A 24,652-nucleotide genomic window follows, 5' to 3' on the forward strand; every position below is an offset into this window, starting at 1 on the left:
GCAACCCACAGCAGGGCCCCGGCAGCCGGGGGCCAGGAGCGCATTTGGAAGGCCGCTACGCACTCGTCGACGCAGTCCGCACCCGCCTGGCGGACGAGCAGGGGACCCTGCGCAAGGAGGCCCCCTACCGGGTGGCCCTCTGCTACCCGAGCCCCTACCACGTCGGCATGAGCTCGCTCGGCTACCAGACCATCTACCGCGAGGTGCACGCGCATCCGGGGGCGACGGCGGAGCGCGCCTTCCTCCCGGACGACGTGGAGGCCTACCGGCGCACGCGCACGGCGCTGTTCACCTACGAGTCCCAGGCGCCGGTCTCCGGCTTCGACATGCTCGCGTTCTCGGTGGCCTACGAGCTGGAGCTCAGCGGCCTCTTCGAGATGCTGGAGCTCTCGGGCATCCCCGTGCTGCGCGAGGCGCGCGGGGAGGGCCATCCGCTCATCGTCGCGGGCGGGCCGCTCACCTTCTCCAACCCCGACCCGCTCGAGCCCTTCGTGGACGTGCTCGTGCAGGGCGAGGCCGACGAGCTCGTGCACACGCTCCTGGAGGCGGCGCGCGCGCACCCGCCCCGCGAGCAGCTGCTCTCGCAGCTCGCGCGCACGCCGGGCTTCCTCGTGCCGGGGCGCGGCGGGGTGCGCTACCACGTGGCCAAGGCCACGGACGCGAACCTCCCGGCGCGCTCGCAGATCATCACGCCGCACACCGAGCTGCGCTCGATGTTCCTCATCGAGCCGGAGCGCGGTTGCTCGCGCGGCTGCCACTACTGCGTGATGCGCCGCACCACCAACGGCGGCATGCGCACGGTGCCCCCGGAGCGGGTGCTCTCGCTCGTGCCCGAGGCCGCCCGGCGCGTGGGGCTGGTGGGCGCCGCGGTGACGGACCACCCGCGCATCGTGCCCCTGCTGCGCACGCTCGTGGACTCCGGCCGTGAGGTGGGGGTCTCCTCGCTGCGCGCCGACCGGCTCACCCAGGAGCTCGTGAGCACCCTGCACGCGGGCGGGGCGCAGAGCCTCACCGTGGCCTCGGACGGCGCGAGCCAGCGCATGCGCGACTTCATCGACCGAAAGCACTCCGAGGAGCAGATCGTGCGCGCGGCCACCTTCGCGCGCACCGCCGGGATGAAGCAGCTGAAGGTGTACAACATGGTGGGCCTGCCGCTGGAGGAGGACGCGGACATCGACGAGCTCATCCGCTTCACCACCGAGCTCAGCCGCATCCTGCCCCTCTCGCTCGGGGTGGCGCCCTTCGTGGCCAAGCGCAACACGCCGCTGGACGGCGCGCCCTTCGCGGGCATCCGCGAGGTGGAGAACCGGCTCGATCGGCTGCGGCGCGGCCTGCGCGGGCGCGCCGAGGTGCGGCCCACCTCGGCCCGCTGGGCCTGGGTGGAGTACATGCTCGCGCAGTGCGGCCCCGAGGCGGGGCTCGCCGCGATGGATGCGTGGCGCGCCGGCGGCTCCTTTGCCGCCTACAAGCGCGCCTTCCAGGAGCGCGGCTGCACGCCGTACCTCGCCCGCCGGGTGGAGGACGGGCGGCGCAAGGCCACCGTCTGGCCCACCGTGCCGAACGTGGCGCCCCCGGGCGCCGCCAGCGCTGCCCCTGGCGCCGCTCCCGCCGCCTGAGCGGGCGGCCGGGCCGCTTCCCCCCGCCGAAGGTCCCCCGCGCCCCTGGAGGGCTGCTAGAAGGCGCGCCCGGAGCCCCTGGCGCAGCGGGGGCCGGTGCCAGGAGGCGAGCGCGTGACGACGCAGCGGGTGGAGAAGACGTGGCAGAAGCAGGGGCTGGGGGGCTACGCGACCGAGGCCATCGTGGGCACGCTCGCCCACTACGGCGTCGCGGTGGACGAGGCGGGCTTCCGGCAGCGCGCCCAGTCGTCCTACCCCTCGGGCATCGCCGAGGAGTGGGAGGAGGGCTGGAAGGGCACGGGGCCCTTCGCCTCCTTCCCGGCGCACGCCGCCGCCGAGCTGTGGCGCCGCTGGGTGCCGGACCAGCTGTCGCCCGAGGACTTCGCCGAGGCGCTCGCCGCGCTGATGAACGCGCTCGCGATGCGCATCAACGGCGAGGCCGGAGCGCCCGTCGCCGCCGCCTTCGAGGCCTTCGGCAAGGCGCGCGCGCGCATGCCGCTCGCGCCGGACGGCTCCCCGGACGAGAGCTTCCTCGAGGACTCGCTGGGCGCCTTCGACGAGGAGGCCGTGGAGCTGTTCGACGAGCTGGCCGAGGCGCTCGCCGAGGAGGGGCACGTGGCGGACGCGGAGGCCTTCGCCGAGCTGGAGGAGTTCCTCCTCCCGGCGCGCAAGGGCATCGCGAGCGCCGTGGTGCGCGCGGCGCGCGGGGAGCGCGACCCGGCCATCGCCTCGCTCGTGGCGCTCTCGGCGGACGCCGGGCGCAGCCGCGACAGCCGCCTGCTCGCCACCGACGGCCTGCTGCACCTCGAGGCGTACCCCGAGGGGGCGGCCGCCGCGAAGGCGCTGCTCGCCGAGGCGGAGACGGAGAAGGACTACCACCTCGCGCTCGACCTCTGCGCGCGGCTGGAGCACACCTACAAGGCCCTCGACGATCGCGCGGCACTCGCCGCACTGGCGAAGGACCAGAAGCGCCTGGAGCAGGCGCACGACGCGGCCCATCCCGGCCACCGGCACCGCCACGGCTGAGGCTGCGGCCGCACCGACCGGCGGCGAGCCGCCGCCCGGTCACCCCGGGGCGCTCCCAAGTCCGCGGACCGGCGGGACGCCCCGTGGGCCGCCGCGCCTGCGGGCGCAGTCGCCACCGATGCGGCGCCGGGAACGCTCGCGCAGCCAGGCGCGGAGCTGCAGCTCACGCCGCCGCGGCGAGGGCGCCGCGCGAGGCCGCGTCGCTCAGGCTGCGGCGGGGGAGGGCGGCGCGCTTGTGGCGCGCGGCAGGCGCACCACCTGCACCTCCGCCACCGCCTCGAGCACCTCGCGCACGGGGACCACGGCGCCCACGGTGGTGTAGCGCACGGCGCCGGTCTGCGTGAACGCGCGCTTGAGGCTGTAGAGGCGCGCGCGGGGCAGGAACCACTCGCGCACCGCGCGCAGCGGGAGCAGGTGCAGCTCGCCCTGCGCGAGGAAGACGTAGGTGAGCAGGTCCGCGCTGCTGTAGAGGAAGCAGCCCGGGGTGTCGCGCTCCACGTTGGAGACGAGCTCGAAGAAGTAGTTGCGGCGGCGCGGCTGGCGGTCGCCCTTCACCTCGACGCCGCGCACCTCGCCGGTGGGCAGCTCCCAGAGCAGGTCCACGCCGCGGTGCTGGAAGCGCGGGTCCTCCTGGACGTCGTGCACGCGCGAGCCCGGCGCCTGCGCGAGCAGGTGGCTGCGCACGTGCTGGACGGCCCGGTCCGCGGCGCCCTGCACGCCGCGCATGCTGAAGCTGCGCGCCATGGCCCGCGCGCCTAGCGCCGCAGCTCCACGCCGCTCGCCACCAGCTGCACCTCGCGCGGCTTGCCGTCCGCGCCGCGCGGCACGGTGGCGCCCTCGGAGGTGTAGTGCTGGGCGCGCGCCTCGGAGAGCTCGGCCACCTGCACCACGCCCTCCACCCGGGCGCTCGCGCCCGCAGAGTCCAGCGGCACGAAGAAGCCGTAGTCCTTGAAGGTCACCCGCACGCCCGGGCCCTTGGAGCCCGAGGCTCCCTCGGCCAGCTCGAGCCAGCAGCCCTTGCGCTCGCAGGCCCGGCGCACCTGGCCCTCCACCCGCACCCTCTTCCCGGCGTGGGCCTCGGGCGCGCGCAGCAGCTCGGCGAGCGTCACGGTGGGCGCGCCCTTCAGGGGCTCTCCGCGGGTGAGCACCCAGCCCTCGCCCGCCGCGGGCGCCTTCGCCGCCGCCGCCTTGGCCGGCTCCGGAGGATGGTGGCACTCGCCGCCCTCTGCGTGGGCGTGGCCGGGGGCAGCAGTCGGCGCGGCCGCCGGCGCCTTCGCCTTGGGGGCCGCGAGCGCGAGGGGGAGGGGGAGGGCGACCAGGAGGAGCAGGGCGGCGCGCAGGGTCTTCATGACCCACAGCCCTTAGCGCAGCCGCCCGCACGCGGGCAACCCGCGGGGCTGAACTGCGCGCCCGGGCCGGTTAGACTGGCAACCACCGTGAAGATCCACCTCCCCGCCCCCAACCGCCGCCTCGAGGCGCTCGACGTGCTCGGCCTCGTGGGCCTCGTGGGCCTGCTCGTGGCGCGCTACATCCCGGTCGCGCGCCTCGTGCCCTTCTGGGGCTGCGTGCTGCGCCAGCGGACGGGCTGGCCCTGCCCCGGCTGCGGGCTCACCCGGGTGGCGGACCACGTGGCGCACCTGCACTTCGCCGCGGCGTGGGCCGTCAATCCGCTGGGCACCGTGGCGGCGCTGCTCTTCGCGCTCGCGGCCGTGGCGGCGCTGCTGCACCTCGCCTTCAAGCTGCCGCTGCCGCGCGTGGAGCTCAGCGCGCGCGAGGCCTCCGCCCTGAAGGCGACGCTGCTGGTCCTCTTCGTCGTCAACTACGCCTGGGTGGTGATGAAGGCGAAGTTCCCCCACCTGCTCTAGGCCCCCGTGTCCGTCTCCCTCCTGCTGCTCGGCTACCTCTGTGGCTCGGTGCCCTTCGGGGTGCTGCTCACGCGCTGGCGGCGCGGGGTGGACGTGCGTGCGGCGGGCAGCGGCAACATCGGCGCGACGAACGTCACGCGCGTGGCGGGCAAGCGGCTGGGGGCGGTGGTGCTGGGGCTCGACGCGCTGAAGGGCGCGCTGCCGGTGCTGCTCAGCGTGCAGCTGCAGCCCGCGGCGCCCGCGCTGCACGCGGCGGTGGGGCTCGCGGCCTTCTTCGGCCACGTCTACCCCATCTGGCTGCGGCTGCGCGGCGGCAAGGGCGTGGCCACGGCGCTCGGCGTGCTGCTCGCGCTGGTGCCGCAGGCGGCGCTCGCGGGCGCGGTCGTCTACGTGGCGGTGGTGGCGGCGCGGCGGGTCAGCTCGCTGGGCTCGCTCGCCGGCGCGCTGACGGCGGTGGCGGTGGCCGTGGCCACCGCGCGCGCCCCCGAGTACGTGCTGCTCGCGATGCTGCTGCTGCTGCTCGTGGTGTGGACCCACCGCGGCAACATCGCGCGCATCGTGCGCCGCAGCGAGCGGCGCTTCTAAGCCTCTCCCGGCTCCTTCGGGGGCGCCTCGTGCGTCCCTTCCATCGGCCCAGGCGTCCCCGGAGCCGCCGCGTCCGGCCGCACGTACACCGGGCGGTAGGCGAGCAGCGCGCAGGGGATGGGGCCGTTCCACAGGTCGCGCCGGCTCACGGGGCGGGCGTGGAAGGCGCTCTCGAAGGCGGGGTTGCCGCTGAGCACGTAGATGCGCCAGCCGGTGAGCTCGCGCAGCCGCTCGCCCAGCTTGAAGTAGAAGCTCTTCATCCCCTTCTGGCCGCCGGCGCCGCCGATGCGGTCGCCGTAGGGCGGGTTGGTGATGAGCAGGCCGGGCGAGGCGGGCACCTCGAAGTGCTTCATCGCGTCGCCCTCGGAGACCTGGACCTCCTCGGCGAGCCGCGCGGCGCGCACGTTGCGGCGCGCGGCCTCCACGGCCTCGGGGTCCTTGTCGTAGCCGACGATGGGCTGCTCCACCTTGCGCTCGTTGCGCCGCGCGTCCGCGCGCAGGTCCTCGAGCAGCTCCTTCGCCCGGGTGCCGAGGAAGGGCCAGCGCTCCACCGCGAAGTCGCGCGCGATGCCGGGGGCGCGCCGGCGCGCGATGAGGCCCGCCTCGATGAGCAGGGTGCCGCTGCCGCACATGGGATCCAGCAGGGGCTCGGCGCCCGTGTAGCCGCTGCTGCGCAGGAGCGCCGCGGCGAGCGTCTCCTTGAGCGGCGCGGGGGTGGGGCGCACGCGGTAGCCGCGCCGGTGCAGGGGCTCACCGCACAGGTCCAGCGAGAGCGAGAGCCGCTCTTTCACGAGGTGCGCGACCACGCCCACGTGCGGGTGCTTCGTGTCCACGTCCGGCCGGCTGCCCGTCTTCTGGCGCATCCGGTCCACGATGGCGTCCTTCACCTTGAGGGCGACGAAGCCGGAGTGGCTGTGCTCGCTGTCCTTGAGCGTGGCCTCCACCGCGAAGGTGTGGCCGGGGGTGAGGTGCTGCTCCCAGGGGACGCTGGCCACCGCGTCGTAGAGGCCCTCGGCGCCGCGCGCCTCGAACTCGCCGAGCGGGTAGAGGACCCGCATCGCGATGCGGCTCCAGAGGCAGACCTTGAGGGCCTCGTCGAGCGAGGCCATGAAGCGCACGCCGCCGCGGTCCTGGCGGATGCGCTTGGCGCCCAGCTCGCCGAGCTCCTCCGCGAGGAGGTCCTCGGTGCCGCGGGCGGTGGTGGCGAAGAGGGCGAGGCGTTCGGCCATGGTCTGGCCTTATCTCAGGACGCGACGACCTCGTACATGGAGAAGCTCGCGTCCTGGGCGGTGCTCTGCGCCTTCACCGTGCGGAAGTCCTGGCTCTTCATGTACGCGCGCAGCGCCTCGCGGTCCGCCCAGCGGGTGACGAGGAGGAACTCGGGCACGGGCTCGAAGGAGCGCAGCACCTCGAGGCCGAGGAAGCCCGGGTGCCCGTCCACCGCGCGGGTGCGGGCCTCGAACTGCTGCACCAGGCGCTCGGCGTCCTCGGGCGGGGGGCGGAAGCGGGAGATGGCGACGATCATGGCGGAGGAGGGTAGCGCGCGCCCAGGGGGCGCGCGCCCCGTGCGCTACATCGCGCCTGCGCCCGGCATCTCGCCCACCTGGCGGATGAGCACCTCGCGGGGCTTGGCGCCGTCCGCGGGGCCGACCACGCCGTCGCGCTCCATGCGCTCGATCATGCGCGCCGCGCGGTTGTAGCCGATGCGCATCTTGCGCTGGAGCATGGAGATGGAGACGGCGCGCATCTCGCTGACGGTGGCGAGCGCCTGGTCGTAGAGCTCGTCGGACAGCTCGTCCTCCTCGCCGCCGGCCTCCACGTCCTCGTCGCGCGGCTTGAGGATGGACTCGTCGAAGACGGGCTTGCCCTGGGCCTTGAGGTGGTCGACGACCTTCTTGATCTCGCCCTCGGACACGTAGGCGCCGTGCACGCGCTGCAGGTGCGCGCTGGTGGGCGGCATGATGAGCATGTCGCCCATGCCGAGCAGGGCCTCCGCGCCCACCGTCCCCAGGATGGTCATGGAGTCCGGCTTGGAGCGCAGCATGAAGCTCACGCGGGTGGGGAAGTTGGCCTTGATGATGCCGGTGACCACGTCCGTGGAGGGGCGCTGGGTGGCGACCATCAGGTGGATGCCGGCGGCGCGCGCCATCTGCGCGAGGCGCGCCACGTAGGTCTCCACCTCGCGGCTCGCGACCATCATGAGGTCCGCGAGCTCGTCGATGATGACCACGATGTAGGGCAGCTTCTTGAGCTCCTTCTTCTCCGAGGCGCTCCGCTCCGCCGCGCTCGCGTCGCCGTCCGCCGCCGCGTCGATCGCCGCATCCAGCGCGTCGTCGTTGGTATCGCCGGCGTCGGGCGCCTCGGCCGGGGCGCCGGTGAGCGCCTCGCGCACGTCCTCGGGCTCGTCGCGCGGGGCGGCCACGCCGGGGGCGGAGACGCCCTCCGTCGCCTGACGCGCGAGCGCCTCGTCCTCGGTCTCGCCCTCGGCCACGTCGATGATGAGCGCGCTCTTCTTGGGCTTCTGCGCCTTCTTGCCTTCGACCGGCTTCACCACCGTGGCGCTGCTCTCCACGAACTTGTTGTAGCCGGCGATGTTGCGCACGCCCGCCTCGGAGAGCAGGTGGTAGCGCCGCTCCATCTCCTCCACGGCCCAGCGCAGCGCGAGCGCCGCCTTCTTCGCGTCCGTCACCACGGGCAGCAGCAGGTGCGGGATGCCCTCGTACACGGAGAGCTCGAGCATCTTCGGGTCCACCATGATGAAGCGGACCTCCTCGGGCGTGCTCTTGAGGAGGATGCTCATGATCATGGAGTTCACGGCCACGGACTTGCCCGAGCCGGTGGTGCCCGCGATGAGCAGGTGGGGCGCCTTGGCGAGGTCCAGGACGTAGGGCATGCCCTCGATGTCCTTGCCCACGCACATGGTGAGGCGGCTCGCGCTCTGGCGGAACGCGTCCTGCTCGGCGACCTCCTTGAGAAACACGGTCTCGCGGTCCCGGTTGGGCACCTCGATGCCGACCACGCCCTTGCCGGGGATGGGCGCGACGATGCGCACGCGCATGGCCTCCATCGCCATGGCGAGGTCGTCCTGCAGCGCGGCGATCTTGCTCACCTTGATGCCGGGTCCCGGGAGGAACTCGTACATGGTGACGACGGGGCCGGGGCGGATCTCCACCACCTCGCCCACGATGCCGAAGTCCGCGAGCTTCGCGCGCAGCTTCTCCGCGGTGACGAGGAACGCGTCCTTGTCCAGCTCGCCGCGCTCCTGCTTGTCGCACTCGAGCACGTCGAGCGGGGGCAGGGTGAAGCTCTTGCGGTCGCCGACGAACTCGAAGTCCTCGGCCTTCTTGGTCGGCTTGGGCGGGGCCTTGGGCTCCACGATCACCGGCATGCGCGCGAGCGCGGCGGCGGCGGGCGGGGGCGGCAGCGGGGCGACGGGAGCGAGCGCGGTGCTCGCCACCGCCACGGCGGGCTCCGCCGCGAGCTGCGCCACGGCGGGCGCGACGGCGGCGCTCGCGGCCGCGAGCGTGGCGGCAGGGATGCTGGCGGCCGCCGGGGCCGCGGGCGCGGTGACGATGGCGGGCGCCTTGCGCTCGCGCTTCCGGGGCGCCTCGGCCTCCGCCGCGGGCAGGGCCGCGGCCTGCACCGGGGCGAGGGCGCTCGCCCACGCGGGGTCCGCACCGGGCGACGGGCGGCGCTCGGCGAGCGAGGCGGGGGCGGGCAGGGAGACGACGTTGGACGCGGCCACGGCAGCGGCCCCGGCCGCGAGCTGGCGCGGCTCCTTCGCGGGCTTCTTCTCCTTCTCGCCGCGCTCGAGCGCCTTCTTGTCCTCGGTGGCCTTCGCCAGGCGCACGGCCTCCTCGGCCATGGCCTCGGCCTCCATCGCCTCGCGCTCGGCCTCGAGCAGCTCCTCCTCGTCCGCCTCGAGCTGGGCGAGGAACGCGGCCTCCTCCTCACGCGCGGCGGCCGCGCGCTCCTGGCGCTCGCGGTGGGCCTCCTTCTGCTGCTCGAGGAAGGCCGCGAAGGCGACGCCCGCGCGGCGCGCGAGCACGCCCGCTGCCTCCCAGGCGAGCGAGCACAGGCGCAGGAAGGTGTACTGGGTGCCGACGATGAGCGCGGCGATGCACACGGCCGTCACCAGGATGACGGTGCCGACGGTGGAGAAGAGCCCCTCGAGCAGGCCCGCGAGCCCCGCGCCGATGGCGCCACCGGGCGGGTGCGACCAGCCCGGCTGATCCGCGAGGGTGATGTGCGCGAGCACCGCGGCGCTGAGCGCGAGCAGCCCCAGCGAGAGCACCTGCGGCCAGCGCCGGCGCTCGCGGTTGCCCACGAAGAGCACCCCCGAGGCGTAGAGGCCGCACAGCGGGACGAGGTAGGCGACGAGCCCGAGCAGGCCGCGCAGGCCGCTGGCGAGCAGGTGCCCCACCGGGCCCACCGAGTTGTGGAAGCCGGGGCCCACGCGGTCGCGCGGGTCGTAGGTCGCCACGGAGAGCAGGGTGAGCAGCGAGCCGGCGAGGAGGAACACGCCGACCAGGGCCCGCTTTCCGGCGCCCCCCGTCTGCATCTTCTTCTCCTGCAGCGCCTTGCGACGCGTGGCAATCTCCTGCCGGGAGAGGACGCCCTTGTCTGCCCTCGCCTTCTTGGCCGTCATGGTGTGCTTCCCTCGTAACTTCCCGTAGCAAGCTGTAGCGAACGCCCGGCAGTGTAGGGACAGGGGGGGAGGGGTCAATTTTCCGGCCAGGTCACAGGGCGCCCGGGAGGGCGCACTTTGTGCCTGCAGGCCGCAGTGGAAAATGTATGGTGCGCCCGGTCGCTTCCGGGCAGGCGGGGTGCATGGACGTACGTTGCGAGCGGTGCAAGACCGAATACGAGTTCGACGACGCGCGCATCACCGAAGCGGGTGTCACGGTCCGCTGCACCACGTGCCAGCACGTCTTCATGGTGAAGAAGAAGGCGCTGGTGGTCACCGTGCCGGTGAAGGCCGGCGGCGGGGCCGAGGCCGGCAGCGCCACGCCCCTCACCGCGGCGCCCACCGGCGGCGCCAGCGCTGCGCCCGAGAAGACGCGCGAGTGGCGGGTGCGCCAGGCGAGCGGCACCGTCCTGACCTTCCGTGAGCTGACCACGCTCCAGAAGTGGATCGTCGAGCGCAAGGTGACGCGCGACGACGAGATCTCCCTCACCGGCGAGAGCTGGAAGCGCCTGGGCAACATCGCCGAGCTGGCGAGCTTCTTCCAGGTGGTGGACGAGGCCCAGCGCGCGGCAGGGCTCGCCGCCGCCTCTGCGCAGGCCGCACCGCAGCCGCCTCCCGCTGCGCCGCCGCCGCGTCCCGCCACCGCGCCGCCCCCGGCCGCCGAGCCGCTCGAGGCCGCCGCGCCGCCCCCCGCCCGCAGCGAGCCGCTCGCCGAGGCGCCCTTTCGCCGCGAGGCGGCGGCCGTGCGCAGCGGCTCCGCGGAGCGCAGGGCGCCCGAGCAGCGCAGCGGGGCGCGTCCGCTGCTGTGGCTGCTGGTGCTCGCGGTGTTGGGCGCCGGTGCCTACGCCGCGTACACGCAGCTGTGGGAGCCCCGCGAGTCCGCGGCCCCGCCCGTCGCGCCCCCGCCGCCCCGCCCCGCCGCGCGCCCGGCCGAGGCGCCCGATGCCTCCCCGGCCCCCGCGGCCGCTGCGACTGCCGCGCCCGAGGCGGCGGGAACGACCGAGGCGACGGGAGCGACCGAGGACGGGGGCGCGCCCGCGCAGGGCGCAGCGGCTCCCGGCGCGCTCGCCGCAGCGGGCGCCGCCGATGCCGGGCTCGCCGAGGCTTCCGCGGCCGCCGACGCGGGCAGCAGCGCCGCGGAGGATGCCGGCGTGCGCGTGGCGACCCCCGCTCCGCCCGCAGGCGCAGGGGTGGACGGCGGCAGCGCCGCGGCGCAGGGCAAGGACTTCGCCACGTACATCGCGCAGGGAGACCGGCTGCGCATGCGCGAGCGGCCGGACTCGGCGCTCTTCGCGTACGCGCGTGCCCAGGAGCTGGAGCCCACGCGCCCCGAGCCGCACGTGGGCCGGGGGCTCGCGTACCTGGACCAGGGGCGCTTCGTGTTCGCGGAGCGCTCCTTCCAGCAGGCGCTGCGGCTGGACCCCAAGTCGGGCGCGGCGCTGATGGGGCTCGCGGAGACCTACCGCGCGCAGGGGCAGAAGGCGAACGCCCAGCGCTACTACGAGCAGTACCTCCAGGTGATGCCGGACGGGCCGGATGCGCGCGCCGCGCGCAACGCGCTCGAGCGGCTGAAGAAGGACTAGGACACCCACCCGCAGCACCACGACGACTCCGGAAGGACGAGCCCATGTCGGATCTGGACAAGCCCTCGACGCAGGAAGACGAGTACTTCGCGCGCGAGGACATCGAGAAGAAGCGCAAGCTCGCGCTGCAGCAGGCGCAGGAGACCGCGCAGAAGGAGCGCGAGGCGCTGCGCCAGCTGCACCACATGAAGTGCCCGCGCTGCGGCTTCGACCTGCACAGCCTCAAGCGCGGCGAGGTGGAGGTGGACACCTGCTTCCACTGCCACGGGATGTGGCTGGACGCGGGCGAGCTCGAGAAGCTCCTCGCGCACGAGCAGCACCCGCAGCGCGGCGCCGTGATGCGCTCCGTGCTGAACCTCATCCGCAAGTAGCCGCCCGGCGGCGGGCCGGGGAGGACCCCGCATGCGCCTCACCCTCGAGCAGGTGCGCCACGTGGCCCGCCTCGCGCGCCTCGCGCTCACGCCCGGGGAGGAGGAGGCCTACCGGGAGCAGCTCTCGGCCATCCTCGAGGCGGCCGAGCAGCTGCAGGGGCTCGACGTGAGCGGCGTCGAGCCCACCTCGCACGCGGGCCTCGCGGCCTCGCTCGCGGGTGCCGTGCCCGCGCCGCCGCTGCGCGAGGACGCGGTGCGCCCCTCGCTGCCGCCGGAGGCCGCGCTGGCGAACGCGCCCGAGCGGAGCGGCACCCGCTTCTGCGTCCCCCGGGTGCTGGAGTGACGCCGTGGCGCTGACGGACCTCGGCGTGCTCGAGCTGTCGCAGGCGCTCGCGCGGCGGGAGACCTCCTCGGTGGAGGCCACGCGCGCCTGCCTCGCGCGCATCGCGCAGGTGGATGGCCAGGTCGGCGCCTTCCTGTGCGTGGACGAGGCGCGGGCGCTCGCGGCCGCCGAGGCGAGCGACGCGCGCCGCGCCGCAGGGAGCCCCCGCGGCCCCCTGGACGGGGTGCCGGTGGCGGTGAAGGACAACCTGCTCACGCAAGGGCTGGAGACCACCTGCGGCTCGCGCGCGCTGGAGGGCTTCGTGCCGCCCTACAGCGCGACCGCGGTGCGCCTGCTGGAGGAGGCGGGGCTGCCCCTGCTGGGCAAGCTCAACCAGGACGAGTTCGCGATGGGCTCCTCGAGCGAGACCAGCGCGTACGGGCCGTGCAGGAACCCGTGGGAGCTCACCCGCTCGCCGGGCGGAAGCTCCGGCGGCAGCGCGGCGGCAGTGGCCGCGCGCGAGGCGTACGCGAGCCTGGGCACGGACACGGGCGGCTCCATCCGCCAGCCCGCGGCGCTCACGAACCTGGTCGGGCTCAAGCCCACGTACGGGCGGGTGAGCCGCCATGGCGTCATCGCCTTCGCGAGCTCGCTGGACCAGGTGGGTCCGCTCACCCGCACGGTGGGGGACGCCGCTGCGCTGCTCCAGATCCTCGCCCGGCACGACCCGCAGGACTCCACCAGCGCGGCCGTGCCCACGCCCGACTACGCGGCCGGGCTGGAGGTGGGGGTGGAGGGGCTGCGCCTGGGCGTGCCGCGCGAGTACTTCGAAGCAGAGGGCGTGGACCCCGAGGTGCGCGCGCGGGTGCAGGAGGCGCTCGCGACGTACGCGCGGCTGGGGGCGCGCCTCGTGGACGTGAGCCTGCCGCACACGAAGTACGCGCTCGCGACCTACCACCTCATCGCCCCGGCCGAGGCCTCGGCGAACCTCGCCCGCTACGATGGCGTGCGCTACGGCCGCAGGGCGCAAGGGGCGCGCGGGCTGCAGGAGCTCTACGCGCGCACGCGCGAGGAGGGCTTCGGCCCCGAGGTGAAGCGGCGCATCATGCTGGGCACCTACGCGCTCTCCGCGGGCTACTACGACGCGTACTACCTGCGCGCCCAGAAGGTGCGCACGCTCATCGCCGAGGACTTCCGCCGGGCCTTCGCGCAGGTGGACGCGCTCGTCTCGCCGACGAGCCCGGTGCCCGCCTTCCGGCTCGGCGAGGTGAAGGACCCGCTGTCCATGTACCTGCTGGACGTGTTCACGCTGCCGTGCAACCTCGCGGGGCTGCCGGGCCTCTCCGTGCCCTGCGGCTTCACCGGCGCGGGGCTGCCGGTAGGGCTGCAGCTGCTGGGGCGCCCCTTCGACGAGGCCACGCTCCTGCGCGCCGCGCGCGCGCTGGAGCGCGAGCACGACTGCGCGCGCCGCCTCGCGCCGCTCTAGGGAGAGCGCCATGCCCGTCACGGACTTCCAGCCGGTCATCGGACTCGAGGTACACGCGCAGCTGCTCACGCAGACGAAGATCTTCTGCGGCTGCTCCACCGCGTTCGGCGCGCCGCCCAACCACCACACCTGCCCGGTGTGCCTGGGGATGCCCGGCGCGCTGCCGGTGCTCAACCGGCGCGCGGTGGAGCTGGGCCTGCGCGCCGCGCTCGCGCTGGGCTGCCGGGTGAACCGCACCAGCACGTGGAGCCGCAAGAACTACTTCTATCCGGACCTGCCCAAGGGCTACCAGATCACCCAGTACGACCGGCCCCTGTGCGAGTGGGGGCAGCTCGCCTTCGACACGCCCGCGGGCGAGCACACGGTGCGCATCCGCCGCATCCACCTGGAGGAGGACGCGGGCAAGAGCGTGCACGAGGCGGGAGAGAGCCTCGTGGACCTCAACCGCGCCGGCATCCCGCTCATCGAGATCGTGAGCGAGCCGGACCTGCGCGACGCGGACGAGGCGGTGGAGTACCTCAAGGGCCTGCGCGACGTGCTCGTGTACCTGGGCGTCAACGACGGCAACCTCGAGGAGGGGAGCTTCCGCTGCGACGCCAACGTGAGCGTGAGGCGCCGGGGCGCGAGCGCGTACGGCACGCGCGCGGAGCTCAAGAACATCAACTCCTTCCGCTTCGTGAAGCAGGCCCTCGAGTACGAGGTGGCGCGGCAGGTGGCGCTGCTCGAGGGCGGCGGGCAGGTGGTGCAGGAGACCCGGCTGTGGGACGCGCAGCGGGGCGAGACCCGCGCGATGCGCAGCAAGGAGGAGGCGCACGACTACCGCTACTTCCCCGAGCCGGACCTGCCGCCCCTGCAGGTGACGGACGCCCAGCTCGCGGAGGCCCGCGCGGCGCTGCTGGAATTGCCGCGCCCGCGCCTGCAGCGCTTCGTGCGCCAGTACGCGCTCTCGCCGAAGGACGCGCGCGCCCTCACCGCCGAGCGCGCCTTCGCGGACCTGTACGAGGCCTGCGTCGCCGCGCACCCGGACCCGCGGCGCGTGGCCAACTGGTTCCTCGGAGAGCTCTCGCGCCTGCTCAATGAAGGGGGAGGCGGCCTCGCGCAGCTGCGCTTCACGCCGGCGCAGCTGGGCGCGCTGCTGGACCTCGTCGCCGCGGGCACGCTCTCCGGCAGCGCGGCGAAGGACGTGCTCGCCGAGATGTTCCGCATGGGCCGGGCCCCCGAGGCCATCGTGCAGGAGCGCGGGCTCGCCCAGGTGAGCGACGCGGGCGAGGTGGAGCGGGTGGTGGAGGCGGTGCTCGCGCAGAGCGAGGGCGAGGTGGAGCGCTACCGCGCGGGCCAGAAGCAGGTGTACGGCTTCCTCGTGGGCCAGGTGATGAAGGCGATGAGGGGCAAGGGAAACCCCGCAGTGGTCCACGCGCTGCTGCGCCAGCGGCTCGGCGAGTAGCGCCTGCCCGCCTGCCCGGGGAGCCCTGGCTGGTCAAGGTAGGGGTGAGTCTGTTTTTATCCGCCCCCAGCGCTCGCCCGTGCTCCCCGCCGCCCTGCGGGGAGTGAGCGCCGCAGGAGCTCCCCGCCCGTGTCGTCCTCGCCCGTCACCGTCTGCCCGCTGTGTGGCCATGCCCATGCGGCGAGCGCCCCGTGCGTGTGGACGGGCGGCGTGCGCACGCAGCCGGACACCCCGATGCACAGCTTCACCACGGAGCTGCCGGGGGGCTCCGGGGGCTTCGTGGACGAGGTCGCGGGGAGCCGCCCCACGATGGTGGGCGCGCAGCTGGGCTCCTTCCGGCTGGTGCGGCTGCTGGGGCAGGGCGGGATGGGCTCGGTGTACCTCGGCGAGCACACGGCCATCGGGAGCCGGGTGGCGGTGAAGGTGCTGCACCGGCACCTGGCGAGCGACCCGCAGCTGGTGGCGCGCTTCTACGCCGAGGCGCGCGCGGTGAACCTCATCGGGCACGAGAACATCGTCAGCATCTACGACCTGTGCGCCGACCGCGAGCGCCCCTACCTCATCATGGAGTACCTGGAGGGGCAGTCGCTCGCGCAGCTGCTCGAGCGCGGGGCGCTGGACGTGGAGGTGCTGGTGCCGGTGCTCGCGCAGATCTGCGACGCGCTGCAGGCCGCGCACCTGCAGGGCATCGTGCACCGCGACCTGAAGCCGGAGAACATCTTCCTCACCCGCCGCGGGAGGGACGAGCGCTTCGTGAAGGTGCTCGACTTCGGAATCGCCAAGCTCTACCACCGCGCCACGCGCGCGCGCACCAGCGTGGGGCTGGTGGTGGGCACGCCCGAGTACATGGCGCCGGAGCAGAGCACCGCGGGCGAGGTGGACGGGCGCGCGGACCTGTACGCGCTCGGGGTGATGGCCTTCCAGCTCGCCACCGGGCGGCTGCCCTTCGAGGCGGGCGGGCTCACCGGCCAGCTGCTCGCGCACCAGACCCAGGCGCCGCCCAACCCGAGCGACGTGAGCCCGCGCGTGCCCCGGGCCTTCTCCGAGGTGGTGCTGCGCGCGCTCGCCAAGCGCCCCGAGGACCGCTACCCGGACGCCGCCGCGATGCGCGCCGCGCTCGAGGCGAGCCTCGCCGCTGCGCCGCCGCCCGCGCGCGCCCCCGCGCCGCCGCCCCCGCCCGTGGCCGCGCCGCCGCCCCCGCCTGCGCGCGCCTTCCAGCCGGTGCCCGCGCGGGTGCGGCTGCCGGGCGTGGCCGCGCCGGTGCGCATGCGCTGCACGGAGCTGTCGCGCGGGGGGCTGTTCCTCGCGACGGACGCGAGCCTGCCCCCGCTGCACGCGCGCGTGGAGGTGACCCTGGAGCTCGCGAGCACCGAGCTGCCGCTGACGGGCGAGGTGGTGCGCCACGTGCCGCCCGAGCAGTCGAAGGCGTGGGGCATGGCGCCCGGCTTCGCGCTGCAGCTGGTGGAGGCGACCCCGGCGCTGCGCGCGGCGATCGGCCTCTTGCTCAAGGGGGACGCGCCCCCGCCTCCGCCCCCCGCGGCCCCGGAGCCCGCCGAGGACGCGGCGCTCGCGGCGGCGCTCGAGCCCTACCGGCGCCGCGGCGGCTCGGACCCCTACGTGCTGCTCGCCCTGCCGCAGGACGCCTCGCAGGACGCGGTGCGGGCCCGGGCGCGCGAGGCGCGCGGCGAGCTGGAGGCGCTGCTCAAGCGGCCGCTGCCCGCGGCGCAGCGCGCGGCCGCCGAGGCCACGCTCGCGCGGGTGCGCGAGGCGGGAGAGCAGCTGGGCAACGCCGAGCGGCGCGCGCTCCACGACGCGCAGCGGGGCAACCACCGCGGGGTGGCGGCCTGCATCGCGGCGGGGCTCACCGTGACGCGCCTGGAGGCGCTGCGCGGCGAGCACCTGGCGGCGAGCCCGGCGGCGGCGGGCCGCGCGCACGTGCTGCTCCTGACGGGCCAGGCCTTCGAGAAGGACGGCCAGGCGGCGCGTGCACTGGAGAGCTATGAGCGGGCGCTCGCGCTGGACCCCCTGCACCTGGAGTTGCAACAGCGTTACCGTGCGCTCAAGCGGCAGCTCGCCGCGCGGGGGTCTGCATGAAGAGCTTTCTCGTCTCGCAGCTGGCGCGCACGTACCCGGGAGCCGGGGGAGCCGCCGGCCCGGAGGCCTTCGTGCGCGCGCACCCGCATGCGTGGGTGCTCTGGGAGCCGGGCGCATGGCGGCCGCCGGGCAAGAGCACCACCACGGTGGTGGCGCTGCCCCAGGTGGCGGCGGACGCGCGCGCCGGTGAGGCGCTGGCGCTCGCGCTGGAGGGGCGCCCCGACGCGCCGGGCCGGGTGCGGCTGGGGCGCGCGCCGGAGTGCGAGCTCGTGATCAACGACGGCACCCTCTCCTCGGTCCACCTGCTCTTCCTGCGCGAGCCGGGAGGGGCGCCGGGCGGCGGGTGGACGGTGCGCGACGGGGGCAGCCGCAACGGCAGCTGGCTGGACGGGGTGCGGCTCGCCCCGGGGCAGCCGCAGGCGCTCGCGTCAGGGGCCCGGCTGCAGGCGGCGCAGGTGAGCCTGACCTTCTACACCCCCGAGGGGCTCCTGGAGCGGCTGCGGGGGGTGGCGGCGCCGCGACCCTGATCCCGGCCGGGCAGGCTGCCGGGCGGGTTGGAGGGGAGGCAGGCGCCCCGGAAGGGAGGGCCTTTGCGGGGCAGGGGGGCGAAGTGGCCGCATCTGCTTGACTCGCCCGCCGCTATCCCTTATGTCCGCCGTCCTTTGCGCGATCAGGAGTGGCTCTGTCCCTCTCGAAATGCGCGCGTGGAGCTACGGGTTTCACGACCCGAATCGACCAGGGGTTTGACGATGTACGCTGTGATTCGCACGGGCGGGAAGCAGTACCGCGTTGCCGAGGGCGACGTCTTCCGGATCGAGAAGGTCGCCGGGGACGTGGGCGCCAACGTGACGTTCGATGACATCCTTCTTCTGGGCGGCAGCGACAGCCCGAAGATCGGCAAGCCGACCGTGGCGGGCGCCAAGGTGGTGGGGACGATCCTCCGCCAGGACAAGGCCCGTCGCGTCCTCCACTTCCGCAAGGAGAAGGAGGGCTGGACCCGCCGCCGCGGCCACCGTCAGCCGTTCACCGAGGTGAAGGTCACCTCCATCTCCGGCTAAAGCCGGTCATTTTCACGGCCGGGGTGCCCGGCGCGCACCTGCCCCTCCGCGAGGAGGGGACTGCGCGCCACAGCTCCGGACCTTCAGCACGCAGGGACAGGTGTCATGGCTCATAAAAAGGGACAGGGTTCTTCTCGCAACGGCCGCGACTCGAATGCGCAGCGGCGCGGGGTCAAGGTCTACGCCGGTGAGACGGTCAGCGCGGGCAGCATCCTCGTGCGCCAGCTCGGCACGGTGATCCACCCGGGCACCAACGTGAAGCTGGGGCGTGACTACACGCTCTTCTCCACGGTGGACGGCGTGGTGAAGTACGAGCGCCAGGGCAAGGACCGCAAGAAGGTCTCCGTGTACCCCGCCGAGGCCGTCGCCCAGGCGTAGTTCCGACCGGGCTCGCCGCTCTCGCGCGGCGCGCCTCGCGTCCCAGCACGAGCGGGTCGCTCCTGGCCCCGCGCACGTCCTCCTGAGAAGGGGAACGGGCCGGCGGCGCGAGAGCGGCCCGTTCTGCGTTTGTGGCTCACCCGCTTCCCCGGGCCGCCCGCCGCGCGCCGCGCAGGGGGAGCCCGCCAAGGCCTGCAGATGAAATTCGTCGACGAGGTCCGGATCTTCGTGAAGGCCGGCGACGGCGGTAACGGCGCGGTGGCGTTCCGCCGCGAGAAGTACATCGAGCGCGGCGGCCCCTCGGGCGGCGACGGCGGCGACGGCGGCTCGGTGGTGTTCGAGGCCAGCAGCCAGCTCACCACGCTGCTCGACTACCGCTACCAGCAGCACCACCGCGCCAAGGGCGGCGAGCACGGCATGGGCAGCGACTGCAACGGCCGCGCGTCCGAGGACCTGGTGCTCAAGGTGCCGGTGGGCACGCTGATCAAGGACGCGGACACGGACGAGCTGCTCGCGGACCTGAGCGAGGACGGCGAGCGCTACGTGGCGGCGAAGGGCGGCCGCGGCGGCCTGGGCAACATGAACTTCGCCTCCTCCACGCGCCAGACGCCGCGCTTCGCGCAGGACGGCACGCCGGGCGAGGAGCGCACGCTGCGCCTCGAGCTGAAGCTGCTCGCGGACGTGGGGCTCTTGGGCTTCCCCAACGCGGGGAAGAGCACCTTCATCAGCCGCGTGAGCAAGGCGCGCCCCAAGGTGGCGGACTACCCCTTCACCACCCTGGTGCCCAACCTCGGCGTCGTGGCCTACAAGGACCACCTGTCCTTCGTCATGGCGGACATCCCCGGCATCATCGAGGGCGCGAGCGAGGGCGTTGGCCTGGGCCACCAGTTCCTGCGCCACGTGGAGCGCTGCAAGGTGCTGGTGCACCTGCTGGACATGGGCGCCGAGGGCGAGGGGCGCGAGCCGCTCAAGGACTTCGACATCCTCAACCGGGAGCTGGAGAAGTACAGCCCCGAGCTCGCCCACAAGCCGCAGGTGGTGGCGGCGAACAAGCTGGACCTCACGCACGCGCGCGAGGAGCGGCTCGAGCCGCTGCAGAAGGCCCTGCGCGCGCGCGGCCTGCAGGTGTTCCCCGTCTCCACCGCCACCGGCGAGGGGATGGGCCCGCTGATGGACGCGGTGGCCGAGGTGCTCTTCACCGGCCGCACCGACAAGCTGCACGTGGAGCGCCCGGCGCCCGCGCGCAAGGCCGCGGCGAAGGCGCCGGCGGCCGCGAAGGCTCCGGCAGCAAAGGCCGCTCCGGCGAAGCCGGCCGCTGCGGCGAAGGCGCCCGCGGCGGCGCGCTCGCACGCGGAGGGGCGCCAGGCCTCCACGCGCCCCGCGGCGAAGACGGCGGGCCCCCGCGCGAGCGCGCGCAAGCCGCTGCGCAACACGGCGGCGGGCCTCAAGGCCTCGAAGACGAACCGGGTGGGGCGCACGAAGGCGGCGGCCGTGGCGAAGAAGGCCACGCGCGCAGGCCAGGCGCTGCCCAAGCGCGGCCTCAAGGCGGCGAAGGTGGCCGCGGTGAAGCAGGCGGCGGCGAAGAAGGCTCCGGCGCGCAAGGTGTCCGCGCACAAGCCTCCGGCGTTCAAGGTGGCCTCGAAGGCGGCGGCCAAGAAGGGCCGGGGCACGGCCTCGCGGAGGGGGCGCTAGGCGATGGGCGGGGGAGGGGCTCGCTACGAGCGCTATGCGCGCGAGGCACCGGACGCGGAGTCCCTGGTGCTCGACGTGCGCAAGGAGAAGATCGACCGCGTGGTGTCCCTGCGCACGCGCACCTTCACCGTGGTGCTCGACCGGCTCGAGGACAGCTTCAACATGGCCGCGGTGATGCGCACCTGCGAGGGGCTCGGCGTGCAGGAGGTGCACGTCGTGGAGAACCCCGACGCGCCCTTCGTGCCCAACTCGAAGGTGGCCCAGGGCTGCGACAAGTGGCTGGACGTGAAGCTCTACAAGGACTTCGCGAGCTGCCGCACGCACCTCAAGGAGCGCGGCTTCACGCTGCTCGCCTCCGCCATCCGCGAGGACTCGAAGAGCGTGTACTCGCTGCGCTTCGACCAGAAGCTCGCGGTCGTCTTCGGCAACGAGCGCTTCGGGGTGAGCGAGGAGGTGCTCGCGGGCGTGGACGGCACCTTCTGGATCCCCATGCGGGGCTTCACCCAGAGCTTCAACATCTCCGCGGCCGCCAGCGCGACGATCAGCCGGGCGGTCGCCTGGCGGGAAGAGCACCTGGGGGGCATGGGCGACCTGTCCCCCGAAGAGGCGCACACCCTGCGCGAGCGCTTCTACGTGCTGAGCGTGAAGCAGCGAAAGCGCATCTTCCGGGACGCGCCGCGCTAGGGGCACCCGGTGAATGCCGGACAGGCCCCCTGCGTCCCACTCCCAAGACGCTGGACCTGCAGGCCCCCCACCTGGAGACTGCCCGACCATGATTTTCGACCATGCTGCCCTCGTAGCCCTCGCTGTCGCCGTGGCCCAGGCCGCCGCGCCTGCAGCCAAGCCCGACGCGGGCACCCCCGCCGCGGCCGTGCAGAAGGCCCCCGCGAGCAAGACTCCCGCCGCCAAGGCCCCGGCCGCGAAGGCTCCTGAGGCCGAGGCCCCCGCGGCGTCCGCCGCCCCGGCTGCCGCCCCCGCCGCCGCGAAGAAGACGGACCCTGCGGTGACGGCGCTCGTGGACCGGATGCAGGCCTTCTACGAGAAGACCCAGGACTTCCGCGCCGGCTTCCACCAGGAGTACACGTACAAGACCTTCAAGCGGAAGCAGGTCTCCAGCGGCACGGTGACCTTCATGAAGCCGGGCCGCATGCGCTGGGAGTACACGAGCCCCGCGCCCAAGACCTTCGTGCTCGCGAACGAGAAGGCCTACGCCTATGACCCCGCGGCGCAGAGCCTCACCGTGGCGAAGCTGGACACGAACCAGCTCTCCGCCTCCGTCACCTTCCTCTTCGGCAAGGGCAAGCTCGCGGACGAGTTCGCCATCAGCCGCGCCGACTGCAGCACGTGCAAGGGCACGCTGCTGGTGCTCGACCCGCTCAAGGCCGAGACGCGCTTCCGCCAGGTGCGGCTCGAGGTGGACCCCACGAGCGCCCAGGTGCTCAAGAGCACCGTGGTGGACCCGGACGGCAGCGAGAACGTGATCTCCTTCCTCGACCTGAAGACGAACGTCGGCGTGAAGCCCGAGTTCTTCGCCATCAACCCGCCCGCGGACACGCACATCGAGGACTTCACCAAGGCGAAGAAGTAGGTGCGCCCGGTCCGCACGCTGCTGCTGGCGGGGCTGCTGCTCGGCGCCTCCGCCTGCCACCGCGGAGGCGCGCCGGCGCGCGCGCCCGCGGACAGCCTCGCGGGCCTCACCCTGCCGCTCGTGGCGCAGCCCGCGCTGCGCCTGGAGCTGCAGGGGCAGGTGGGCGCGCTGCCCGCCCAGGTGTTCCTGGACCTCTCGCGCCCGCTGAGCACGGCGTCCCCCGGCTGCTTTCCCGAGGGGCCTCCGCGCGCGAAGGAGCGCGCGCGGGTGCCCGAGCCCACCGGCGGCTTCAGCACCTGGGAGCGCGTCCCGCTCGAGGGCGCGCAGCTGGGCCGCGCGCAGCTGGGCAGCCTCTCGGTGGGACTCTCGCGCGAGGAGGGCTGCGTGCTCGCGCTGGGGCAGGACGTGCTCGCTCCCTACGCGCTCGAGGTGGACCCGCTGCGCCGCGAGCTGCGCTTCTCGCGCTCGCGGCCGCGCGAGGCGTATCTGCGGGCGCCCGCGGTGGCCGGGGAGGAGCGCTTCGTGCTGGAGCTCTCGCGCGAGCCCACCGCGGACTGGCCCCTGGTGGCGGTGCGCGTGCGCGCACGGGAGCGCGAGCTCGCCGGCGCCTTCGTGCTCGGCACGCGCGAGCCCTTCACCCGGCTCGCGGGCAACGCGGCGCAGGGCGCGGGGCTCGCGCCGGTTCCGGGGCAGGCGCGCCAGGCCTTCCTCGTGGACAGCGTGGCGCTCGCCGAGGGCGCCGCCGCGGGGCCCCTGCTGCTCGAGGTGGGCGCGGGCTGGAGCCACGCGGGCACGCTGGGCCGCCTGGGGCCGGACGTGTGGGGGCGCTTCCTGGCCACGCTCGACTTCGCGGGGCATACGCTGCTCCTGCGCCGCCCCGCGCAGGTCCCGGGTGCGCGCGCCGCCTGCGGCCCGGGTGAGAGCGAGGAGGGCTGCTACGGGCTTCAGGTCAGGCGCGAGCCCGATGGGCGCCTGTCCGTCTCGGGCGCGGTGTGGCGCGACCTGCCGCGCGGCGGGCGGCTCGAGCTCGAGCCGGTGGGCGCGGACCCGAGCCTCGCGCGCAGCGCCTGCCGGCTGGGGCTCACCTTCGCGCCCGGGCTGAAGGGACAGAACACGCAGCACGTCGTGCCGTGGCCGGTGCTCGCGCAGCAGCAGCCCGAGTGCGCGCAGGTGCTCGCGCATGCAGAGGGGTTCACGCCGGCGCTGTTCGAGGAGGACGCGCTCGACTACTGCCCGGCGACGTGCGCCTACGTGCACCAGCTCGTGACGCGCCGGTTTACCTGCGACTGCCAGCCCACTCCGCTCGGGCGCGGGGCGCTGTCGGTGAAGGTGCAGGCCCCGGAAAAGAAGACGCCGGCCCCGCGTGAGCAGGAGCCGGCGGATCCGGAGTAGGGCGTACTTCCCTCACCCCGACCCCCTCCCAGAGGGAGAGGGAGGACTCGGTCAGCGCTGCGAGGCGATGTGCACGGGCAGCGGGAAGCTGTCGCGCGCGGTGTGCTTGCGCTGCTTCGGGTCGGGGCGGGAGACCACGCGGCCCACGAGATCGTAGTCGTGCGCCTCGGTGACCTCGATGGTCACGAACTCGCCCGGGTAGGCGAGGCCGTCGTTGATGTAGACCTGCCCGTCGATCTCCGGCGCCTGGCCCTCGTGGCGGCCCACCAGCAGGTGCTCGCTCTCGGGGCTGGGGCCCTCCACCAGCACCTCGATCTGCTTGCCCACCAGCTTCTTGTTCTGCTCGCGGTTGATGCGCTTCTGGATGGCCATCACCTCGCGCCAGCGCCGCTCGATGGTCTTCTGCGGCACCTTGTCCGCCATCTCGGCCGCCGCGGTGCCCTCCTCGTCGGAGTACTGGAACACGCCCAGGCGCTCGAAGCGCTGCGTGCGCACGAACTCCTTGAGCAGCTCGAAGTCCTCCTCGGTCTCGCCGGGCAGGCCCACGATCATCGACGTGCGCATGACGAGGCCCGGCACGCGCGCGCGCAGCTTCGCGAGCAGGTCGGTGAGGAACTGGCTGTTGCGCCCGCGCTTCATCGCCATCAGCAGCTTGTCGCTCGCGTGCTGCAGCGGCATGTCCAGGTACTTGGCGATCTTCGGCTCCGAGGCCATCACCTCGATGAGCTCGTCCGGGAACACGCGCGGGTAGGCGTAGTGGAGGCGGATCCACTTCACGTCCACCTTCACCAGCTCCTTGAGCAGCTCGTGAAGCTTCGGCTTGCCGGGCAGGTCATGGCCGTACGCCGTGAGGTCCTGCGCGACGAGGTTCAGCTCCTGCACGCCGGAGGCGGCGAGGCGCTGGGCCTCCGCCACGATGTCCGCCACGGTGCGCGAGCGCTGGCCGCCGCGCAGCGTGGGGATGATGCAGAAGGCGCAGGCGTTGTCGCAGCCCTCGGAGACCTTCAGGTATGCCGTGTACGACGGCATCGAGTTCTCGCGCGGGGTGTGCGCGTCGTGGATGTAGTCGGGATCCGGGATGACCTGGCGCGGCGTGGCCTCGGCCGCGAGCAGGTCGCCGATCTGCGCGTAGGCGCTGGTGCCCAGGAAGTGGTCGACCTCCGGCATGTCCTTGGCGAGCTCGGTGCTGTAGCGCTGGCTGAGGCAGCCCGTCACCACCAGCGTGCTGCAGTGGCCGCTCTTCTTGAACTCGGCCATCTCCAGGATGGAGTCCACCGACTCCTGCTTCGCCGGACCGATGAAGGCGCAGGTGTTGACGACGATGACCTCGGCGGCGGCAGGGTCCTGCACCAGCTGGTAGCCGCGGTGCTTGAGGGTGCCCAGCATCACCTCGGAGTCCACCCTGTTCTTCGGGCAGCCGAGGGTCATCATGTAGAGGCTCTTCGGTTCGGGAGTTGCCACTGCT

23 protein-coding genes are annotated in these 24,652 nt (G+C 74.0%); 17 read left to right on the forward strand and 6 right to left on the reverse strand.

The annotated features are described in order from the left end of the window. Positions 1 to 44: 44 nt before the first annotated feature. The gene (locus FGE12_RS15100) at positions 45 to 1,616 is read left to right on the forward strand and encodes a radical SAM protein (protein WP_153867175.1); all 1,572 of its coding nucleotides are present in this window, start codon (positions 45 to 47) and stop codon (positions 1,614 to 1,616) included. 114 nt (positions 1,617 to 1,730) lie between these two features. Then, a complete protein-coding gene (locus FGE12_RS15105; RefSeq protein WP_194797900.1) occupies positions 1,731 to 2,642 on the forward strand; it encodes a hypothetical protein in 912 nt (303 codons plus the stop codon). 204 nt (positions 2,643 to 2,846) lie between these two features. Here FGE12_RS15105 and FGE12_RS15110 read toward each other — a convergent pair whose 3' ends face one another. Both FGE12_RS15110 and FGE12_RS15115 read right to left on the reverse strand, forming a co-directional pair. Further along, positions 2,847 to 3,386: a hypothetical protein gene (locus tag FGE12_RS15110; protein WP_153867177.1), complete on the reverse strand. Its 540-nt coding sequence runs from the start codon at positions 3,384 to 3,386 to the stop codon at positions 2,847 to 2,849. A gap of 11 nt (positions 3,387 to 3,397) precedes the next feature. Further along, entirely contained in the window at positions 3,398 to 3,991 is a 594-nt protein-coding gene (locus FGE12_RS15115; protein WP_153867178.1) for a DUF4920 domain-containing protein, read from the reverse strand. Between the two features lie 87 nt (positions 3,992 to 4,078). Here FGE12_RS15115 and FGE12_RS15120 point away from each other — a divergent pair, with 87 nt between their 5' ends. Next, positions 4,079 to 4,507: a DUF2752 domain-containing protein gene (locus FGE12_RS15120; RefSeq protein WP_194797901.1), complete on the forward strand. Its 429-nt coding sequence runs from the start codon at positions 4,079 to 4,081 to the stop codon at positions 4,505 to 4,507. A gap of 6 nt (positions 4,508 to 4,513) precedes the next feature. Then, positions 4,514 to 5,092: a glycerol-3-phosphate 1-O-acyltransferase PlsY gene (gene plsY / locus FGE12_RS15125; protein WP_194797902.1), complete on the forward strand. Its 579-nt coding sequence runs from the start codon at positions 4,514 to 4,516 to the stop codon at positions 5,090 to 5,092. Here the strand turns inward: plsY and FGE12_RS15130 are convergent. Genes FGE12_RS15130 through FGE12_RS15140 form a run of 3 tightly spaced genes read right to left on the reverse strand, consistent with a single transcriptional unit; the run spans position 5,089 to position 9,740 of the window. Beyond that, positions 5,089 to 6,321 carry a class I SAM-dependent RNA methyltransferase gene (locus FGE12_RS15130; RefSeq protein WP_153867179.1) on the reverse strand — a complete coding sequence of 411 codons (1,233 nt, stop codon included), beginning with the start codon at positions 6,319 to 6,321 and terminating at the stop codon, positions 5,089 to 5,091. The genes plsY and FGE12_RS15130 overlap by 4 nt on opposite strands. Before the next feature lie 14 nt (positions 6,322 to 6,335). Continuing rightward, positions 6,336 to 6,617: an antibiotic biosynthesis monooxygenase gene (locus tag FGE12_RS15135; protein ID WP_153867180.1), complete on the reverse strand. Its 282-nt coding sequence runs from the start codon at positions 6,615 to 6,617 to the stop codon at positions 6,336 to 6,338. Between the two features lie 45 nt (positions 6,618 to 6,662). Continuing rightward, positions 6,663 to 9,740: a DNA translocase FtsK 4TM domain-containing protein gene (locus FGE12_RS15140; RefSeq protein ID WP_153867181.1), complete on the reverse strand. Its 3,078-nt coding sequence runs from the start codon at positions 9,738 to 9,740 to the stop codon at positions 6,663 to 6,665. A 182-nt stretch (positions 9,741 to 9,922) separates the two neighbouring features. On the opposite strand from FGE12_RS15140, the gene FGE12_RS15145 reads away from it, so the two are divergent. The 13 genes from FGE12_RS15145 (at position 9,923) to FGE12_RS15205 (ending at position 23,187) form a co-directional block, all read left to right on the forward strand. After that, entirely contained in the window at positions 9,923 to 11,362 is a 1,440-nt protein-coding gene (locus FGE12_RS15145) for a zinc-ribbon domain-containing protein (protein ID WP_153867182.1), read from the forward strand. 44 nt (positions 11,363 to 11,406) lie between these two features. Beyond that, the gene (locus FGE12_RS15150) at positions 11,407 to 11,733 is read left to right on the forward strand and encodes a zf-TFIIB domain-containing protein (protein WP_153867183.1); all 327 of its coding nucleotides are present in this window, start codon (positions 11,407 to 11,409) and stop codon (positions 11,731 to 11,733) included. A gap of 31 nt (positions 11,734 to 11,764) precedes the next feature. Beyond that, on the forward strand, positions 11,765 to 12,076 hold the full coding sequence (gene gatC, locus FGE12_RS15155; RefSeq protein ID WP_153867184.1) for an Asp-tRNA(Asn)/Glu-tRNA(Gln) amidotransferase subunit GatC: 312 nt from the start codon (positions 11,765 to 11,767) through the stop codon (positions 12,074 to 12,076). 4 nt (positions 12,077 to 12,080) lie between these two features. After that, positions 12,081 to 13,541, forward strand: a complete 1,461-nt coding sequence (gatA, locus tag FGE12_RS15160) for an Asp-tRNA(Asn)/Glu-tRNA(Gln) amidotransferase subunit GatA (protein WP_194797903.1) — start codon at positions 12,081 to 12,083, stop codon at positions 13,539 to 13,541. Positions 13,542 to 13,551: 10 nt separating this feature from the next. Next, positions 13,552 to 14,985, forward strand: coding sequence for an Asp-tRNA(Asn)/Glu-tRNA(Gln) amidotransferase subunit GatB (gatB, locus tag FGE12_RS15165; protein WP_153867185.1), 1,434 nt, complete (start codon positions 13,552 to 13,554; stop codon positions 14,983 to 14,985). A gap of 129 nt (positions 14,986 to 15,114) precedes the next feature. Beyond that, positions 15,115 to 17,079: a protein kinase gene (locus FGE12_RS15170; protein ID WP_370458991.1), complete on the forward strand. Its 1,965-nt coding sequence runs from the start codon at positions 15,115 to 15,117 to the stop codon at positions 17,077 to 17,079. Then, positions 17,076 to 17,606 carry an FHA domain-containing protein gene (locus FGE12_RS15175; RefSeq protein WP_153867186.1) on the forward strand — a complete coding sequence of 177 codons (531 nt, stop codon included), beginning with the start codon at positions 17,076 to 17,078 and terminating at the stop codon, positions 17,604 to 17,606. The genes FGE12_RS15170 and FGE12_RS15175 overlap by 4 nt, the downstream gene beginning before the upstream one ends. 222 nt (positions 17,607 to 17,828) lie before the next feature. Next, the gene (gene rplU / locus FGE12_RS15180) at positions 17,829 to 18,137 is read left to right on the forward strand and encodes a 50S ribosomal protein L21 (RefSeq protein WP_153867187.1); all 309 of its coding nucleotides are present in this window, start codon (positions 17,829 to 17,831) and stop codon (positions 18,135 to 18,137) included. A gap of 105 nt (positions 18,138 to 18,242) precedes the next feature. After that, the gene (gene rpmA, locus FGE12_RS15185; RefSeq protein WP_153867188.1) at positions 18,243 to 18,515 is read left to right on the forward strand and encodes a 50S ribosomal protein L27; all 273 of its coding nucleotides are present in this window, start codon (positions 18,243 to 18,245) and stop codon (positions 18,513 to 18,515) included. A gap of 198 nt (positions 18,516 to 18,713) precedes the next feature. Beyond that, complete coding sequence (gene obgE / locus FGE12_RS15190; protein WP_153867189.1) at positions 18,714 to 20,207, forward strand: GTPase ObgE; 1,494 nt, start codon at positions 18,714 to 18,716, stop codon at positions 20,205 to 20,207. A 3-nt stretch (positions 20,208 to 20,210) separates the two neighbouring features. Further along, entirely contained in the window at positions 20,211 to 20,891 is a 681-nt protein-coding gene (locus tag FGE12_RS15195; RefSeq protein ID WP_153867190.1) for an RNA methyltransferase, read from the forward strand. 88 nt (positions 20,892 to 20,979) lie between these two features. Beyond that, positions 20,980 to 21,795, forward strand: coding sequence for an outer membrane lipoprotein carrier protein LolA (locus FGE12_RS15200; protein WP_153867191.1), 816 nt, complete (start codon positions 20,980 to 20,982; stop codon positions 21,793 to 21,795). After that, a complete protein-coding gene (locus FGE12_RS15205; RefSeq protein WP_370458992.1) occupies positions 21,796 to 23,187 on the forward strand; it encodes a hypothetical protein in 1,392 nt (463 codons plus the stop codon). It abuts the gene before it with no gap. Positions 23,188 to 23,238: 51 nt separating this feature from the next. Here FGE12_RS15205 and rimO read toward each other — a convergent pair whose 3' ends face one another. After that, positions 23,239 to 24,648 (reverse strand): 30S ribosomal protein S12 methylthiotransferase RimO, encoded by a 1,410-nt coding sequence (gene rimO, locus FGE12_RS15210; protein ID WP_370458993.1) that lies wholly within the window; start codon positions 24,646 to 24,648, stop codon positions 23,239 to 23,241. Positions 24,649 to 24,652: the final 4 nt, after the last annotated feature.

Source organism: Aggregicoccus sp. 17bor-14 (assembly GCF_009659535.1).
In the GTDB taxonomy this organism is placed as follows: domain Bacteria; phylum Myxococcota; class Myxococcia; order Myxococcales; family Myxococcaceae; genus Aggregicoccus.

Bases quoted from the DNA above. Each gene is read 5' to 3' on its own strand.
- gatB (WP_153867185.1), top strand. From the start codon at position 13,552: ATGCCCGTCACGGACTTCCAGCCGGTCATCGGACTCGAGGTACACGCG.
- obgE (WP_153867189.1), top strand. From the start codon at position 18,714: ATGAAATTCGTCGACGAGGTCCGGATCTTCGTGAAGGCCGGCGACGGC.
- rplU (WP_153867187.1), top strand. From the start codon at position 17,829: ATGTACGCTGTGATTCGCACGGGCGGGAAGCAGTACCGCGTTGCCGAG.
- FGE12_RS15195 (WP_153867190.1), top strand. From the start codon at position 20,211: ATGGGCGGGGGAGGGGCTCGCTACGAGCGCTATGCGCGCGAGGCACCG.
- FGE12_RS15175 (WP_153867186.1), top strand. From the start codon at position 17,076: ATGAAGAGCTTTCTCGTCTCGCAGCTGGCGCGCACGTACCCGGGAGCC.
- FGE12_RS15150 (WP_153867183.1), top strand. From the start codon at position 11,407: ATGTCGGATCTGGACAAGCCCTCGACGCAGGAAGACGAGTACTTCGCG.
- rpmA (WP_153867188.1), top strand. From the start codon at position 18,243: ATGGCTCATAAAAAGGGACAGGGTTCTTCTCGCAACGGCCGCGACTCG.
- FGE12_RS15135 (WP_153867180.1), bottom strand. From the start codon at position 6,617: ATGATCGTCGCCATCTCCCGCTTCCGCCCCCCGCCCGAGGACGCCGAG.
- FGE12_RS15140 (WP_153867181.1), bottom strand. From the start codon at position 9,740: ATGACGGCCAAGAAGGCGAGGGCAGACAAGGGCGTCCTCTCCCGGCAG.
- FGE12_RS15110 (WP_153867177.1), bottom strand. From the start codon at position 3,386: ATGGCGCGCAGCTTCAGCATGCGCGGCGTGCAGGGCGCCGCGGACCGG.
- FGE12_RS15115 (WP_153867178.1), bottom strand. From the start codon at position 3,991: ATGAAGACCCTGCGCGCCGCCCTGCTCCTCCTGGTCGCCCTCCCCCTC.
- FGE12_RS15200 (WP_153867191.1), top strand. From the start codon at position 20,980: ATGATTTTCGACCATGCTGCCCTCGTAGCCCTCGCTGTCGCCGTGGCC.
- FGE12_RS15145 (WP_153867182.1), top strand. From the start codon at position 9,923: ATGGACGTACGTTGCGAGCGGTGCAAGACCGAATACGAGTTCGACGAC.
- gatC (WP_153867184.1), top strand. From the start codon at position 11,765: ATGCGCCTCACCCTCGAGCAGGTGCGCCACGTGGCCCGCCTCGCGCGC.
- FGE12_RS15130 (WP_153867179.1), bottom strand. From the start codon at position 6,321: ATGGCCGAACGCCTCGCCCTCTTCGCCACCACCGCCCGCGGCACCGAG.